This is a genomic window from Paenibacillus sp. Dod16 (assembly GCF_049893405.1).
Classification (GTDB): domain Bacteria; phylum Bacillota; class Bacilli; order Paenibacillales; family Paenibacillaceae; genus Paenibacillus_AQ.
Map to the genome: position 1 here is coordinate 112,391 of NZ_JBNDYG010000006.1, position 16,277 is coordinate 128,667.

Genomic DNA, 16,277 nt, shown 5'->3' on the forward strand with positions numbered 1-16,277 from the left:
CCGAGTCCGGAACGCAGCGGTGCTTGTCAGGCTAGTCTGCATAATGTGACCAAGTCCCTCATAGACATGTATCAATCAAGTCAAAACAAGTGTTGAAGGGGATGATGACATGCGCCGGATTTCATGGGTGCTGCTCGCGGTATTATGCTTAACAACAATACTGGCGGGATGCGGGAAGAAGAATGCAGACAGCGTTGTAAAGGATCTGGGCAAGGTGGCTGATAAGCTGGAAAGTGCCAAGGGCGCTTACCAGGGAGCGGGCGTTATGACCATACATACCGGTTCGGCGCCGCAGGAGTATCAGGTTGAGGTATGGTACCAGTCTCCATCTTATTACCGGATCAGTTTAACCAATGGGCAAAAGGATATTACGCAAATCGTGCTTCGCAACGATGACGGCGTGTTCGTTCTGACGCCGAGCTTAAACAAGAGCTTCCGCTTCAAGAGCGACTGGCCGGATAATCAGGGACAGGTATATCTGTACCAAACGCTGCTCAGCAGCATTCTGAGCGACAACACCCGTCAGTTTGCCGAGGATAAGGATAGTTACGTGTTTGATGTGGCCGCCAATTACCACAGCCATTCCTTGATTCGTCAGAAGATTTGGCTCGCCAAGGACAACTACACGCCGAAACAGGTACAAGTGTCGGATTCCGAAGCGAATGTGGTTGTTGAGGTGAAATTCAACACCTTTACCTTTGATACGAACCTGACCAAGGATTCATTTGATACGAACAAGAATCTAAGTGCCATGAACGATGCGAAGGGGACCATGGCGGAAGTGGACGAGAACGGGGTACCGGTGGCTTCCAGTACGGAAGGTAACGGCACTCAGGGAACCGAAGGTTTGACGGAAGCGGCTTCGGGTCGCGATATGGGATCCTTCGGCATCATCTATCCGGAATATGTGCCTGCAGGGGTCACGAACAAAGACACGATGGAAGTTCCGGAGAGCAAGGATCATGCGGTTATTCTGAAGTATGACGGTGTGTATCAATACACGATTATGGAATCCAGACCGGTGGATCGTGCGGTTTCCCTCGTACCGGGCGAGGCCGTGTATATCGATTTCACAACGGTTGGCCTGCTCACCGGCGATCAGCAAAGAACGCTGACCTGGAATTCGGAAGGCGTGGAATACCGAATTACGAGCGCCAACCTGCCTGTTGAAGAAATGAAGAAAGTCGCTGCTTCCATGCAGGGAGAATCGGGTAAATAATACGAAGTAGGCGGATACCGAGCATTGAAGGAGGGCAAAATTCCGACAATGAGGCCATTCGCCTCTTTTCCAAATAAAGGCACTCCATCCGTGGGCTCATCACTATTTCTTGCATATATTCCGATGTTTCACCAAGTTTCGCACCCGGGGGGAACCACGAGCCTCATAAATAAGCAATTTGCCTCAATTGACAGTTGCCCCCGGGAACATTACCATTAATCTAATGTAAAGCATAATGTTTTTTTCAAAATGGTAAGAAGGTGACTGGAATTGCAAGCGATATATCGACCTACCCTGGCGGAGATCAACCTGGACCATCTGCGCGCCAACTATAACGCTTTTCGTGAGGCGCTGCCAAGCCACATGAAATTGCTTGCTTGTGTGAAGGCTAACGCCTATGGTCACGGAGCTGTAGAAGTGGCACGCGAACTTCAGCAACTGGGGGCGGCATACTTAAGTGTAGCTTTCCTGGATGAAGCGCTCGAGCTTCGGCAAGGAGGCATCTCCAGCCCGATCCTGGTGCTCGGATATACACCACCGGAGGCTGTAGAGATCGCTTATGAGCATGATGTAACCATAACCCTGTTCAGTTCGGAAGTGCTCCAAGCGATAAAGGCACTGCCGGTCCAGCCGGAGAAGCCACTCAAGGTACACATCAAGATTGACAGCGGAATGGGTCGTTTGGGCCTGCTTCCAGGCGAAGATGCAATTTCTTTTATAGAAGAAGTATTTTCGCTGCCGCAGGTTGTTGTCGAAGGAATGTTTACCCATTTTGCAAGAGCGGATGAAAAGAACAAAGACTATACGTTGGGACAGTACCGCCGTTTTCAGGGCGTAGCGGACGCTCTTCGGGATAAGGACTACCATATCCCGCTCATACATACGGGCAACAGCGCTGCTGCGATTGATACACCCGAATTATCCTATGATATGGTTCGTGTCGGCATCAGCTTGTACGGACTGTATCCTTCGGACGAGGTGAATCGAAAAACAGTGAGCCTCCGCCCTGTCATGACGTTAAAGACAAAGCTTGTCTACGTCAAAAATTTACCTCCGCATTCCGGTATCAGCTACGGGACGAAGTATGTAACGGAGGAGGAAGAGCAAATTGGAACCCTCCCCATCGGTTACGCCGATGGCTTCTCTCGTATGCTGAGCGGTAAAGTGGAAGTACTGATACGCGGCCGCCGCGTCCCTGTTGTCGGAACCATCTGTATGGACCAATGTATGGTATCGCTCAAACCTTTCGCCGATGAGGCGGAACAAATTAAAGCTGGTGAAGAGGTTGTACTCATCGGTCAGCAGTCTGACGAATGCATTACGGCAGATGAGCTGGCGTCCAAGCTGGGGACGATCCACTACGAGGTCGTCTGCATGATTGCCCACCGGGTACCACGTCAGTATATACGCAATGATATACCCGTGAAGACCGTAAATGCACTCTGGAGCAACCTTTAAAAGTCAAGTCACCATAAGTAATTTATTCAGGAAAGAAGGAATAAGTACAGATCTTCCCGAATTAGGAATATGTCGTTTAAGTCTGTACGAAAGTGTCGATTGTAGTTTATAATGATATGCAGCATACTTGATATACCTTCGGCATATATATTCTTTTGTATAATTTTCCTTGAATAATGTAATACTGGTGCACAGGGCGAGAAGGTTGTGGGGGTGTAATAGAGGGTGGCCAATATGCAGAACACCAAACGAATCATGATCAGTTTACCGGATCATCTTTTGCAGGAAGTGGACGGGATCGCTCAGCTGGAAAATTCCAACCGCAGTGAGCTTATTAGGCAAGCCATGAAGTTGTACCTGAATGAACGGAAGAAACGTTACATTCGTGAATCCATGCAGCGAGGTTATATGGAAATGGCCAAAATTAACCTGACCATGGCTTCTGAGGCGTTTCACGCGGAGGAAGATGCAGACAACACTCTAGACCGCTTAGTAAGCGGGGTGTAGACAGTGATCGTTAAACGGGGCGACGTATTTTTTGCGGATTTATCACCTGTTGTCGGTTCTGAGCAGGGCGGCGTAAGGCCAGTCCTTGTCATTCAGAACGATATCGGCAACCGGTTTAGTCCGACTGTGATTGTTGCAGCCATTACGGCACAGATTCAAAAAGCCAAGCTGCCGACTCACGTCGAAATCGACGCGGCGTCGCATGGATTTGACCGGGATTCCGTCATTTTGCTAGAGCAGATCCGGACGATTGATAAGCAGCGGCTAACCGACAAAATCACCCATCTTGATGATGAAATGATGAGTAAGGTGGATGATTCCCTGCAAATAAGTCTGGGCTTGATTGATTTTTGATTCCATTCAAGCGCTAACGTTTTCCACATAGAATGTTATGACTAAAAACCCTCAAGGACTAACTCCTTGAGGGTTTTTATATGGAGGGTATGTTCGAAGGGCACGGCAATGGATGCATGAGACTAAGAGAGCGGCGGTTTACGCGTTTGTAGGTATGAGGATGTAGGCCGTTGTGACCGCCGCTGCGATAAACAAAAGGCAGACAACGGACCAGGCAATCGCATGTTTGTCATTCATCTAAGGTGACCCCCTAATTGTAATGAGGTGCGGATATCCGGCAGCAGCATTTTCGTACACTAAGAATATAAATTTAATCTTAAAATCAGATGAAATTGACATTAAAAGCAGCTTAAAGCCTTATGAAGTGAGCGATGTAGTGGAAATGAGCGCTTAAGTTTGGGATAATAGCAAATATAGTTTCATTGAAGAAAGAGGGATATCATTGTCTGAATTAGAAGCTGTTGTGGAAGTAAATGAGGAACAGATTCGCAAGGAAGAATCGAAACGGATCGTGAAGCAGATCGCGAAGGAGCTTCAATTGTCCGAAAAACAGGTGCGCACGACCGTTGAACTTCTGGATGAGGGCAATACCATACCGTTTATTGCGCGTTACCGTAAGGAAATGACAGGCGAACTGGATGAGAACCAATTACGTGATATTGAAGAGCGGACTGGCTATCTGCGCAATTTGGAGATCCGTAAGCGGGAAGTCATCCGCATCATAGAGGAGCAAGGCAAGCTGACGGAAGATCTGAAGGCATCGATTACGGCCGCCGTTAAGCTGCAGGAGGTAGAAGATCTCTACCGTCCGTATAAGCAAAAGCGTAAAACCCGGGCAAGCGTTGCCAAGGAAAAAGGGCTTGAGCCGCTGTCGGAGTGGATATGGTCGCAGCCGAAGCAGGCTGATGTGATGGTTGAGGCAGCCAAGTATGTGGATGAGGAGAAGGGTGTGGCTTCGGCAGAAGAGGCCGTGCAAGGCGCGATGGATATACTGGCTGAAAACATTGCCGATGATGCAACCGTTCGTTCCTGGGTTCGCAGATACAGCTTGGACCACGGCATATTGACCTCTGAGGCGAAGGATACCGAAGTGGAATCCGTATACGAGAACTATTACAATTACCGGGAATTGGCGAAGAAAATGCCGCCGCACCGGATTTTGGCCATTAACCGGGGAGAGCGCGAGAATATTCTAAAGGTAGGGCTGGATGTTCCTTCCGAATCCATTCACGCGTATATCGGCAAGCAGGTGCTTAAAGGTCCATCAGCCGTCACGGACATTCTTACGGCGGTGATCGAGGATTCATACAAGCGCCTCATTGCTCCATCGATTGAACGGGAAGTACGGGGAGAGCTGACGGAAAAAGGGGAGAACCAGGCAATCTCCATCTTTGCCGGGAACCTGCGCAGCCTGCTGCTGCAGCCGCCGGTGAAGGGACGCTGTGTGCTGGGCGTTGACCCGGCCTACCGTACCGGTTGTAAGCTGGCAGTGGTCGATGATACGGGCAAGCTGCTTGAGGTGGCCGTAACCTATCCGACGCCGCCGGCCAACAAGAAGCAGGAGGCGGCCGCCAAGTTTAAGGAGCTGATTGCCAAATACGGCATCAAGCTTATTGTCATTGGAAACGGTACGGCATCCCGTGAAACGGAGCAGTTCGTAGCCGAAGAAGTCATTGCGGAGCTTGCTGACCCTGAGCTGGCCTACCTCATCGTCAATGAAGCGGGAGCAAGCGTGTACTCGGCCTCGAAGCTGGCGCAGGAAGAATTCCCGGACCTGGATGTCGCCGAGCGCAGCGCGGCCTCGATCGCCCGCCGTGTGCAGGACCCGCTGGCCGAGCTGGTGAAGATTGATCCGAAATCGATCGGCGTGGGCCAATATCAGCATGACGTAACCCAGAAGCATCTGGAGGAGAGCCTGAAGGCCGTCGTGGAGTCTGCGGTGAACCATGTCGGGGTGGATGTGAATACGGCTTCGCCGTCACTACTATCCTATGTGGCCGGCATCAATGCGACGATTGCCAAAAATATCGTGAAATACCGGGAAGAGAACGGGAAGTTTGTCAGCCGGAAGCAGCTCCAGAAGGTTCCGCGTCTCGGTGCCAAGACCTATGAGCAGTGCGTGGGCTTTATGCGGATTTCGGAAGGCGAGAACATATTGGATCGTACCCCGATTCACCCGGAATCCTATGCGGTGGTTGACCGTTTGTTCAAAGAGCTTCAGGTAAGTCTGGACAAGCTTGGAAGCAAGGAGCTCGCTGAACTGCTGGATGCCCAGCAGCCGGAGAACCTTGCCGTGAAGCTGGAGGTTGGCGTGCCGACGCTGCGTGATATTCTGGACAGCTTGCAGCGCCCGGGACGCGATCCGCGGGAGGAATTGCCGCTGCCGATTTTCCGTCAGGACGTACTGAAGATCGAGGATCTCATGCCGGGAATGGAGCTGCAGGGAACGGTACGCAATGTCATCGATTTTGGCGCCTTTGTGGATATCGGCATCAAGAGCGACGGACTGGTGCATATTTCCCAGCTGAGCGATGGGTTTGTCAAACACCCGATGGATGTTGTCTCTGTGGGGGATAACGTTACCGTGTGGGTGCTGAATGTAGATTTGAAGAAAGGCCGCGTCGGATTGACGATGCGCAAGCCGAAAGATCAGTCATAGGAACTTGCGTAAAATAGAAGAAGAGCCGTAACTCCTTGAACTGTACCCCAGTCGTTAGCGATGACCTAACATTTGGAGGTGCAGTTCCTTTGGGGAGAACGGCTCTTTTTTTGAATAATTCTTGGAGTAAGAGCTAACGGGGCATGTCCTGGCGGTTGGCTTAGCCATGGCTCAGCTTTAGCAGCAGTACTTTTTTATCGTATCTTTCGAGACACCAGTGATATTTAGCCGAAATTTTGGGTTCGACTGCGGGAGCATTTACATCGATTTCATGAAAACCAAACTTCTTATAGAAATGCTGCAGCTCCTCAAACGGAATGCAGTAAACCGTCTTAAAACCTAGTCTTTTGGATTCTTCCACCAGAAACGAGACGACTTCGTGCGCGAGGGACTGGCCTCTAAACTTGTCCAGAATATAAATACCGCCGAGCTCCGCCTCGTGTTCATTAAGTCTAACCAATCGACCGACTCCTGCGTAGTCGTCTTGCGACATGACGATGGCAATGATTTCATTGTCCAGTGAACTTGGCTGAAAGCCGATGTGCACGTATTGTTGATTGACCCAAGGCAATTCTGCTTGAGTCACCCTTTTGATGCTCATGATTACTCACCTCAGTTTCTTCAAAATGGATGTGGAGGTATACTGCGCGCAGCATAAGCATTCGGCTTAGTCCTCGCTGTCCGAAGATTGCTGTTTTTTCTTCGCCCGGAATCGTCTGACCTTCATCAGATTGCCGCACATTTTATCGTCGCAGTACCGTTTGGAACGGTTACGCGTGTCGTCGTAATATACCCAGAGGCAATCGGGATTCGTGCAGATGCGGAACCGGGATAATTCGCCTTGCTCGATGGCTTGCGCAAAGGAGCCGGCAATCTCGGCAGCCGCTGCTTGCAGGCCAGGATTTTGGAGGATATAGGACAGCGCCAAATTTTGTTCCTCATCGATCTCCAGATGACGAATAACGGGTCCAGCAGCCATCCAGCGGTTTAATTGCTCTATCTCCATGGGAGAGGGTGACTCCCCCGCAACGATGTGTTGAACGCACGTTAACAGGAAGGAACGAAGCTCCCTCAACTGCCCCAGCTCATCCGGGGCCAGGGGCAGGCTGACTTGAAGCTGATATTGGTTCATGAAATCGGTGAGCCAATCCTCTCGGGCAAGCCGGTCCTCGGATCGGCCGCTGCCCCTCCAGTCATGCCATTCGCTGTTTATAAAATCATCCCATAACATGAAACTCATCCTTTCTCATCTCATTATTGTAACAAGTAAATATTAATGTTGCTAGTTACTTGTAATGGGGTCCGAAGTGTGTTAATTTTTATGTAACATGCTATTTGATTTATGCTGGTTACAAATTTGATGCGGAGGCGATGGTTATGAACATGAAGGAACTGCTGCTCCAAAACTGGGATTATGCGATGGGGCAGGAGGATTGGTATCCGCCGATTCTTCCTGCCCTGAAGGACGTAACAGTTGAGCAGGCTTTGTGGAAACCGGAAGGGCAGGCGGCAAATTCCATTTGGGAGAACGTTCAGCATTTGCTGTATTACAAGCAGCGTCTGCTCGCGAGATTGGAAGGAACGCCGCTTCCTAATGAAGGAATCGGCAATGACGAGACGTTTCTTATTCATGACACAAGTGAGGGGGCATGGAATACGGCTCGGGAGCAGCTTCAGGATGTTCATGCCGCTTTACGACAGAAGATGGAAGTGATGACGGAGGCAGAGATCATCGAATCGCCGCAGCGAATACTTAGCTTAATCATGCATGATGCGTATCATACGGGACAAATTGTTTTTCTCCGGAAGCTTCAGGGCTCCTGGCCAGCTAAACGCAGCGATCTATAAGTATAACATTCGTCCATTCAGCCATCATAATAAATGCAAAAATAAGCCGGACAGGGCGTCCGGCTTATTGTCATACCTATGGATCGGTTGCAGTGCACTAACGGGCATTCGAGTTTTCTTCGCCCGGGGAATTCCGGTAAAAGTACCAGCATTCATTCAGCAGCTTGATCTGACGTCTGTCCTTTTTGCGAAAAGCGCGTGTCAATTGATTGCAGAGCCATTGCGGCAAGGGTATCTCCTCCTCTTGCTAATTCCATCTGTATGGATAGCATATGGGGAAAAAGCCCAAAGCGTGCAGGTCTACCTCGATTATAACGCTTCTTCCTCGTACCATTGCTCAAGCTGCGCTTGGAGAGCACGAATTTCGGTAAGCAATGAGATGAGCGGATATTCCGTTTCCTTAAGGGAAGCAAAGGCCTGCTCAAGCTCATTTATGTATTCCAGACCACCTTGAATGCTCAGCGATTCCTGAAGCAGATCCAAATTGTCGCATTCGGCTACAGCAAGAGGCAGCTGAGGTTTGCCTGCGGCGGTGAGTTTATCGATTTCCTTATTGAGGCGTAAATTTAGAGCACTGAGCTGGTAAGCATAGTCACTGGGCATTTCAACAAATAACAGCTCGTCCTGTCCTTTTAAAATAACGTAGCGCATGTTCGGCATGATTGCAGGTTCTCCCTCCATACTTTCTACTTGACAGTGTAGCCCAGAGAGAAGTTAAAATTCAAGTAGCATTTATAAGGCAAAAGGAAGGATCAGACATGGTGACGATCAACGAGATGAGTAATGAAGAACTGCAGGCATGGGTTGAGAAAATCTCGCTGGAAAGCTTTCGGGTTCCGTTCAGGCATCAGGCTACGTTTAACCGGCGATTGTCTTCAACAGGCGGGCGTTATTTCATGAAAAGCCATAACATTGAGATCAATCCGCATCAGCTTGCTACGAACGGTAAGGAAGAGGTGGAGAAGATCATCAAGCATGAGCTGTGCCACTATCATCTGCATATCGCGGGCAGGGGATACCGGCATCGGGACGCTGATTTCAAAAGCCTGCTGCAAGCCGTTGGAGGGAGCCGTTTCTGCAAATCCTTGCCGAAGGGCAAGGCCGCGGGCCGGCGCCAACCGGAACCATACCGATATAAACTACGCTGCAGCGTCTGCGCAACCGAATATCTGCGTAAACGGAAGATGAATCCCGCCCGGTATCGGTGCGGAAAGTGCAGCGGACGCCTTACACTCCTGAAGCTTGACTCCCCTATGAAGTCATGATAAATTATTAATATCCAACTTAATGTTCCCTGATAGCTCAGTTGGTAGAGCACTCGACTGTTAATCGAGTTGTCACAGGTTCGAGTCCTGTTCGGGGAGCCATATGGAGAGATACCCAAGTGGCTATAAGGGGACCCTCTGCTAAGGGGTTAGACTGCGTAAGCGGTGCGAGGGTTCGAATCCCTCTCTCTCCGTTGAGYGTTACATCGAAGAAAGCTCCCATCACSAAGTGATCGGGAGCTTTTTTTGCATAGGGATGAGAACCCTGGATAGGGTTCGTCGGAGCATAAGCAGCGTTAGGAATACTTCGCAGTCTCGACCGAAGGGAGAGTAYCCCTCTCTCTTTCGTTGAGYGTTACATCGAAGAAAGCTCCCATGATGGGGTTGCAATACATTTTATGGACGGACGGTTGCATCGAATTGTAAGCTCAAGGGAAAATGCACATGCATACCATGTGGATCGAGAAGGAAATAGCGTTCAAGAAGTGGAGTTAACACCGGAATTTTTAGGCTGATTTATTGGCCGAAAAAGCTCCAAAAATAAATTTTAAAATTTACGAAAAAAAGCTTGCCAGCATTTTTGGAATTATGCTATACTCAATCTTGTCGTCACGGCGACGTGGTTAAAGTGGCCCGTTGGTCAAGGGGTTAAGACACCTCCCTTTCACGGAGGTAACAGGGGTTCGAATCCCCTACGGGTCACCACTTTCTATATAACCTCGGGATGAGAAGCCCGTCGGTTCGTCGGAGCATAATCATCGTTAGGATAGGCTTCGCAGTCTCGAACGAAGAGAGAGTATCCCCTACGGGTCACCACTTTCTATATAACTTTCTTATATGGCAGCAGCACGATTGTCATCGAGAGCCATTAGCTCAGTTGGTAGAGCACCTGACTTTTAATCAGGGTGTCGAAGGTTCGAGCCCTTCATGGCTCACCATTTTTTACAAAGCAACGAAACGATGTACTCCTTATATTATGCGGTAGTGGTGGAATGGCAGACACGCTATCTTGAGGGGGTAGTGGGTGTATACCCGTGGAGGTTCGAGTCCTCTCTACCGCATACGAATACTAAGAAAAAGCTCCGTACCTTGTGCGGAGCTTTTTTTTGCGCTTAAGATATCAGAAAGTATAAACTTCGAAGCATGGCCTTACCTGATCATGCAAGAAAATAACATCTAATCGAGTTCTGTCTTCTTTAGAATGTACGTCGATAGTTTTTTCTTATATCAAGGTTTACATAGGATTCATCACGGTTTTGATCGATTTTCATTGCACATTTATGCACAACAAGTGTTTCATCTCTGGTCAGGAGTTTAATATCATAACGTGGACGAGCAACAACTTCAAATTACCTATAAGGAGTGATTCAGAATGGCTAATAACAACAACGGAAAGATGAGCCGTGAAGAAGCAGGACGTTTAGGTGGAGAAGCAACTGCGAACAACCATGACAAAGAGTTCTACCAAGAAATTGGACGGAAGGGCGGCGAAGCAACTTCCCGTTCCCATGACAAAGAGTTTTATCAGGACATCGGTAAAAAGGGAGGAGACTCCACGTCAAACTCCCATGATAAGGAATTTTATCAGGAAATCGGCCAGAAGGGCGGGGAAGCGACTTCCGATTCCCATGGCAGGGAATTCTATGAGGACATCGGACGCAAAGGCGGCGAGGCTACCTCGGAATCCCACGGACGTGAGTTCTATCAAGAGATTGGACAGCAGGGCGGCGAAGCCAGAAGCGACAGAGGCAGCAGCGGGGACGGCAAGATGAGCCGTGAAGAAGCGGGCCGCAAAGGCGGCGAGGCAAGAGCAAGACAGCGCCAGCGGGGGAACTAATGACAATCCGACGCATTTGAGAAGAGGTTTTTCTTGGAGGGGACTGAAATTCTCTCATGCGAAGGATCCGCCTTCATACCCAATATTTGAAAAGCAGCAGCTACGGCTTCCTGACAGGGAGCGCGTGGCTGCTTTCTTTTTGTCTAACATCATCATGCGACAAGGTGGAAAAGAGAAGATCGTGCTGGACTTTTGGGACGGTGTGTGATAATTATATGATAATGATAACCATTCTCATTTAAGGTTGGGGTCTGTACATATGTTAAACCTGTCAACGAATAGCAGTATCAAAAAAGATTCGCGTGAATACAGCGGGCTCACGGCCCGTTTATGGAATATGGATATTGTTCATGGGCAAGAGCTCTCCTTGGAGCAGCAGTTGGCAGTGCAGCCAGCCCTGATTATCCCGCTTAGCGGAGAAACCTGTTTACAACAGGCCGAGCAAATCACCCGTATGAATAAGGGATGCGTTTATTGTTGTGCAGCGGGGACTACTTTCGGAATTACGAGTGTCGATCACAGGAGTTCCGAGGAGCACGAGCAGGCTTCGGTCGCGATCTTTCATTATAGTTTCATGGAAGGGATATCAGGATGCGGTAGATTGCATGAGGTGGATTGCGCCGATTTCATGCCCTATGACGGCATCTTTGTCATCAGCTCTCCGGACCGCTTGAATCTCGTCTGCCGGTCGATGTATAAGGATTTTCACAGTAAGGAGCCCATGAAGCAATGGAGGGTTCAGTTGGATTTTCAAGAGCTGCTATATACGATGATTGCCGAATGCAGCCCTTACTCCAAGAATGATAAGCGGCAAGCGCTGGAGCGGGTGAAGGAGTATATCGAAGAACATTATGATGAAGATTTAACGATTGAACAATTGGCGAACCTTTCGGAGCTGAGTCCCAAATATTTTGTTGAAGTATATAAGAAGACGTACGGGCACAGCGCGATGGATTATTTGGCGCATGTTCGTTTGAACAAGGCGAAGCAGTTGATGCTGGGCTCGGATTCATTGCTGCGTGAAGTGGCGCACATGGTGGGGTATAAGGATGAATTTTATTTTAGCCGCAAGTTTAAGAAGGCATTCGGGATATCCCCCTCGGTGTATATGAAAACAAGGAAAAATAAACTGGCGATGTACGGCTCAACGGCCCTCCTGGGTTACGCCATGCCGCTGGATTTCACGCCGTATGCGGCTCCGCTTCATCCGAAGTGGTCACAGCATTACTATAACATTCTTGGGCCGGATATCCCCGTTCATCTGGATGCATACCGTCAGAATCATAATAAATATGCGAATCTGGAGAAGCTGGCCTCGGCACGTCCGGAGCTCATCGTTTGTGCACAGGGGGTGGAAGATTGGGAGAAGGAGCAGCTTCGGCTGATTGCCCCCCTCTACGAAATGCCGGAAGAGCAGGGAGGGTGGCAGGTTAATCTGTTAGGGCTCGCTAAATTGCTGAACAAGCTGCCCGAAGCAGAGCAGTGGATCGATACGTTTCATCATAAAATATCGACATACCGTGGGAAGCTCCCCGCTGAAATGATGGAAGAACGCACGCTTTTGACCGCACGCCTGCATCAGGATGAACTGATGGCTTACAGTCATCCGGGCATGAAGGAACTATTATTTGATTATTTTAATTTTCAGCCGGCTAAGTCTGTGGACTGGGAGGAGGCTGGACGTTTAACGATTGAGCAGATCAAGGAGAGCCGGGCAGACCATATGCTGCTCTTGATCCGTCAGGATTCCGAAACGCTGGCCAATTGGAGAAAACTGCAGGCAACGCCGGAGTGGATGACCATTCCTGCGGTGCGAGACGGAACGTTGCACCAACTATCCTCTTACCCTTGGCGCGAGTACTCTCCCATTGCGATGGAGCAGATGGCGGAGGAAGCCTTTCGGTTGTTTTCCGGAAATTGTCCATGAGGAATCCGGTGATTTGTCCATGGTACTAAGAGAGCAAATCCTATACTATGATCAATAATGATAATCATTATCAATTGTTGAGTGATCATAGATCATGGAAGGGGTAATTGGAGAGAGATGAAACGAATGAAATGGGTCTTGGGGTTATTGCTGGTATTTGCGTTGGTACTGTCCGCCTGCGGTGGAGGCAGCGAGGCTAAAGATACAGACGGAGCTAGCGCGAATAATGCAGCAGAGAGCGCGAACACAGCCGGGGAGGAAAACGCTGCGAAAGAAGAAGCGGCTCCAGCATCGTCCGATACTAAAGTTGTGAAATATCTCGATCAGGAATATACGCTTCCGGCCAAGACGGAGCGCATCGTTATCACCGGTGCCGTTGAAGCCATGGAGGATGCCATTGTGCTGGAAGTAAACCCGGTTGGGGCCATTAGCTTCTCGGGTAAATTCCCGCCGATGTTTGAATCGATTACGAAGAACGCCCAGTCGGTTGGCGAGAAAATGGAGCCGAATTTCGAAACGATCCTGTCTTTGAAGCCGGATGTGATTTTGGCATCGTCCAAAGCCAAGCCTGAAGTCATTGAGCAGTTAAATAAAATCGCACCCACGATTCCGTACTCCCATATATCGACCAACTGGGAGAGCAACCTGAAATTGCTCGGCGAGTTAAGCGGCAAACAGGAACAAGCGGAACAGGCAATCGCGAAATATAAAGAGAGCTTGGAAGAAGTCAAAGCGACGATTGGAGATAGCCTGAAGGACAAGAAAGTTCTGGCGCTTCGGATTCGTGCGGGCGAGATGTACATCTATCCGGCAGGCGTGTTCTTTAACCCGGTATTGTATGAGGATTTGGGGATTGAAGTACCGGCTGAAGTAGCGGCAGCCAAAGCACAGGAACTGATCTCGAAAGAGAAAATTGCAGAGATGAATCCGGATTATGTATTTGTCCAATTCTCGCCAGATGAGAATAAGGATACGCCGAATGCTTTGGAAGAACTTCAGAATGATCCGATCATGAAGAACTTGAATGCATTCAAGAACGGGACCGCTTTTGTCAACGTGGTGGATCCACTGGCTCAAGGCGGAACCGCGTACAGTAAAATCGAGTTTCTGAAAGCTGCAGTCGAAAGCCTGACAAAGTAACATCCAACATTTCAGTATAAACCTATAAGGCGTGTTGTTCATGAGGTTCAAAAAATCACTGCCGGCTGTCATCCTTGTGATGGCCCCGGCAGTCTGTTTCTTGCTCATAGCGGCCTCCATCCTGTATGGAGCCAAAAATATTACGATGGATACCGTTTGGGATTCCATCTTTGCTTTTGATTCGGAGAGCATCGATCATCAGATCATAGTGAGCTCCCGATTGCCGAGAGTTGTCGGTGCCATGCTTATCGGCGCTTTTCTCGCGGTATCAGGCGCTTTAATGCAAGGAATGACAAGGAACTATTTGGCGTCCCCATCCATCATGGGAGTATCAGATGGTTCGGTGTTCGCGGTAACACTGTTCATGGTATTTATCCCGAACGCCAGCTCCAATATGTATATCGTCAGCTCGTTGATCGGCTCAGCCATCGGAGCGGCCGTCGTGTTCGGCTTGGCATGGCTTATTCCTGGCGGGCTCAGCCCGGTTCGACTGGCTATACTCGGAACCGTAATCGGGACGTTTCTTAGCGGTACTGCAGAGGCTTTGGCGGCCTATTTTCAGATATCGCAAAATATCAGCTTCTGGTACAATGCCCGGCTGCATGCCATGGACCCGGAACTGATTAAACTGAGCATTCCGTTTGCAATCGTTGGTTTGTGTCTTGCCGTTGTATTATCCAAATCGATCACGCTGCTGTCGCTCGGGGACGAGACGGCCAAAGGGCTCGGTGTGAATACATGGCTTATTAAAGCCCTTGCGATGGTGGCTGTTGTGATTCTGACCGGCGTATCTGTGGCGCTGGCGGGTAAGGTTGCTTTTGTAGGTTTGATTATTCCTCATATTGCCCGTTTCCTGTCCGGCTCGGATTATCGATGGATCGTACCGGTGTCAGGCGTGCTTGGCGGCATGTTTCTTGCATTATGCGATATTCTCGCACGGTTTGTAAATTACCCGTTTGAGACGCCGGTGGGTGTTATAACTTCGTTGATCGGGGTTCCTTTCTTCCTCTACTTGATCAAGACGAGGGGAGGGGCTCAGCGTGCGTAACACCTATTATCGATTCCCGATGGTTCTGACTGGAGGAATCTTGGTTGTATTGACTGCCGTTTATTTCAGTCTGACCAACGGGACGTTTGATATGTCCATCAAGGAAGTATTTCAAACTTTGCTCCGCATGAATCCCAATTCGGATTTCGATCTCGTTGTGTTCGAATTCAGGCTGCCTCGTATTGTGCTTGGCGCTCTCGTCGGCTTTGCGCTGGGTATGGCCGGTGCAGTTATCCAGGGGGTTACCCGCAACGGTCTTGCGGATCCGGGCATTCTCGGCATCAATGCAGGCGCAGGCATGGCGGTTGTGTTGTTTATGTTCCTGCTGCAAGGGCAGATCACGATGACCGGCTGGTTCGGGGTTATGATGATGCCGATGTTCGGTATCGCTGGCGGTTTGGCGGCAACTACGGCCATATTTATGTTCGCCAGAGAAAACGGAAAGCTGGATCCGCAGCGGCTAATTCTTGTGGGGATTGCGATTGCATCCGGTTTTGGTGCTATTACGATGTTCCTCTCGCTGAAAATGAATCCATCGGATTATGAGATGGCTGTAGCTTGGCTGGCCGGCAGCCTTCACAGCGCTAACTGGAAGTTCGTGGTCACGATGCTTCCTTGGCTCATCATGCTGCCGCCTGTCATTTGGCTCCGCTCTCAAGTGCTCGATTTGTTCCAGCTGGGCGAGGAAAGCGTGAAGAGTGTCGGGGTAACCGTTGAACGGGAGAAAAATGTATTGCTTCTATGCAGCATCGGTTTGGTCAGCGCGAGCGTTGCCGTATCCGGCAGCATCGGGTTTGTCGGTCTGATCGCTCCGCATCTGGCGAGGCAGCTGGTTGGACTGCGGCACAGGCATATCATCCCGATCAGCGGTATAGCAGGCATGGCGATTGTGGTCATAGGCGATTTCATCGGCAGAACGATATTCGCTCCGGCCGAGCTGGCTGCAGGCATTGTGGTGTCCGTGATTGGGGTTCCATATTTTATCTATCTATTAATTCGTATGCGAAAATAAAAG

Annotated in this window: 16 protein-coding genes and 5 tRNA genes; 17 read left to right on the forward strand and 4 right to left on the reverse strand. The window is 49.6% G+C overall.

The features are described from left to right. The first annotated feature begins 109 nt into the window (after window positions 1–109). The 5 genes from ACPV3A_RS07615 (at window position 110) to ACPV3A_RS07635 (ending at window position 6,197) form a co-directional block, all read left to right on the forward strand. Window positions 110–1,219 carry a DUF4367 domain-containing protein gene (locus tag ACPV3A_RS07615; protein WP_426198688.1) on the forward strand — a complete coding sequence of 370 codons (1,110 nt, stop codon included), beginning with the start codon at window positions 110–112 and terminating at the stop codon, window positions 1,217–1,219. Window positions 1,220–1,489: 270 nt separating this feature from the next. After that, window positions 1,490–2,677, forward strand: coding sequence for an alanine racemase (gene alr / locus ACPV3A_RS07620; RefSeq protein ID WP_071222571.1), 1,188 nt, complete (start codon window positions 1,490–1,492; stop codon window positions 2,675–2,677). Window positions 2,678–2,902: 225 nt separating this feature from the next. Continuing rightward, window positions 2,903–3,184 (forward strand): CopG family ribbon-helix-helix protein, encoded by a 282-nt coding sequence (locus ACPV3A_RS07625; protein WP_028406492.1) that lies wholly within the window; start codon window positions 2,903–2,905, stop codon window positions 3,182–3,184. A 3-nt stretch (window positions 3,185–3,187) separates the two neighbouring features. Beyond that, complete coding sequence (locus tag ACPV3A_RS07630) at window positions 3,188–3,538, forward strand: type II toxin-antitoxin system PemK/MazF family toxin (RefSeq protein ID WP_006212388.1); 351 nt, start codon at window positions 3,188–3,190, stop codon at window positions 3,536–3,538. Between the two features lie 442 nt (window positions 3,539–3,980). After that, on the forward strand, window positions 3,981–6,197 hold the full coding sequence (locus ACPV3A_RS07635; RefSeq protein WP_426198691.1) for a Tex family protein: 2,217 nt from the start codon (window positions 3,981–3,983) through the stop codon (window positions 6,195–6,197). A gap of 160 nt (window positions 6,198–6,357) precedes the next feature. Here the strand turns inward: ACPV3A_RS07635 and ACPV3A_RS07640 are convergent, their stop codons facing one another. Next, window positions 6,358–6,798, reverse strand: a complete 441-nt coding sequence (locus ACPV3A_RS07640) for a GNAT family N-acetyltransferase (RefSeq protein WP_426198693.1) — start codon at window positions 6,796–6,798, stop codon at window positions 6,358–6,360. Between the two features lie 66 nt (window positions 6,799–6,864). Further along, window positions 6,865–7,428 carry a CGNR zinc finger domain-containing protein gene (locus ACPV3A_RS07645; RefSeq protein ID WP_194544416.1) on the reverse strand — a complete coding sequence of 188 codons (564 nt, stop codon included), beginning with the start codon at window positions 7,426–7,428 and terminating at the stop codon, window positions 6,865–6,867. Between the two features lie 146 nt (window positions 7,429–7,574). On the opposite strand from ACPV3A_RS07645, the gene ACPV3A_RS07650 reads away from it, so the two are divergent. After that, window positions 7,575–8,045, forward strand: a complete 471-nt coding sequence (locus tag ACPV3A_RS07650) for a DinB family protein (protein WP_194544415.1) — start codon at window positions 7,575–7,577, stop codon at window positions 8,043–8,045. A gap of 97 nt (window positions 8,046–8,142) precedes the next feature. Here the strand turns inward: ACPV3A_RS07650 and cmpA are convergent, their stop codons facing one another. Both cmpA and ACPV3A_RS07660 read right to left on the reverse strand, forming a co-directional pair. Next, window positions 8,143–8,274: a cortex morphogenetic protein CmpA gene (gene cmpA / locus ACPV3A_RS07655; protein ID WP_015737250.1), complete on the reverse strand. Its 132-nt coding sequence runs from the start codon at window positions 8,272–8,274 to the stop codon at window positions 8,143–8,145. An 80-nt stretch (window positions 8,275–8,354) separates the two neighbouring features. Further along, on the reverse strand, window positions 8,355–8,705 hold the full coding sequence (locus ACPV3A_RS07660) for a hydrolase/acyltransferase (RefSeq protein ID WP_071222576.1): 351 nt from the start codon (window positions 8,703–8,705) through the stop codon (window positions 8,355–8,357). Window positions 8,706–8,803: 98 nt separating this feature from the next. On the opposite strand from ACPV3A_RS07660, the gene ACPV3A_RS07665 reads away from it, so the two are divergent. From ACPV3A_RS07665 to ACPV3A_RS07715, 11 genes are all read left to right on the forward strand, one after another. Then, window positions 8,804–9,310, forward strand: coding sequence for a SprT family protein (locus ACPV3A_RS07665; RefSeq protein WP_253300264.1), 507 nt, complete (start codon window positions 8,804–8,806; stop codon window positions 9,308–9,310). A 26-nt stretch (window positions 9,311–9,336) separates the two neighbouring features. After that, window positions 9,337–9,412 (forward strand) — tRNA-Asn (locus tag ACPV3A_RS07670). Between the two features lie 3 nt (window positions 9,413–9,415). Next, window positions 9,416–9,504 (forward strand) — tRNA-Ser (locus ACPV3A_RS07675). 436 nt (window positions 9,505–9,940) lie between these two features. Further along, a tRNA-Glu gene (locus ACPV3A_RS07680) sits at window positions 9,941–10,015 on the forward strand. 157 nt (window positions 10,016–10,172) lie between these two features. Then, window positions 10,173–10,248 (forward strand) — tRNA-Lys (locus ACPV3A_RS07685). A 40-nt stretch (window positions 10,249–10,288) separates the two neighbouring features. Further along, window positions 10,289–10,371 (forward strand) — tRNA-Leu (locus ACPV3A_RS07690). 311 nt (window positions 10,372–10,682) lie between these two features. Further along, a complete protein-coding gene (locus ACPV3A_RS07695; RefSeq protein WP_426198697.1) occupies window positions 10,683–11,147 on the forward strand; it encodes a KGG domain-containing protein in 465 nt (154 codons plus the stop codon). A gap of 259 nt (window positions 11,148–11,406) precedes the next feature. Beyond that, window positions 11,407–13,074, forward strand: coding sequence for an AraC family transcriptional regulator (locus ACPV3A_RS07700; protein WP_426198699.1), 1,668 nt, complete (start codon window positions 11,407–11,409; stop codon window positions 13,072–13,074). 117 nt (window positions 13,075–13,191) lie between these two features. Beyond that, window positions 13,192–14,214 (forward strand): ABC transporter substrate-binding protein, encoded by a 1,023-nt coding sequence (locus tag ACPV3A_RS07705; RefSeq protein WP_071222580.1) that lies wholly within the window; start codon window positions 13,192–13,194, stop codon window positions 14,212–14,214. A 40-nt stretch (window positions 14,215–14,254) separates the two neighbouring features. Continuing rightward, the gene (locus ACPV3A_RS07710; RefSeq protein ID WP_339219641.1) at window positions 14,255–15,262 is read left to right on the forward strand and encodes an iron ABC transporter permease; all 1,008 of its coding nucleotides are present in this window, start codon (window positions 14,255–14,257) and stop codon (window positions 15,260–15,262) included. A gap of 19 nt (window positions 15,263–15,281) precedes the next feature. Beyond that, complete coding sequence (locus tag ACPV3A_RS07715) at window positions 15,282–16,274, forward strand: FecCD family ABC transporter permease (protein ID WP_426198721.1); 993 nt, start codon at window positions 15,282–15,284, stop codon at window positions 16,272–16,274. Window positions 16,275–16,277 lie beyond the last annotated feature (3 nt).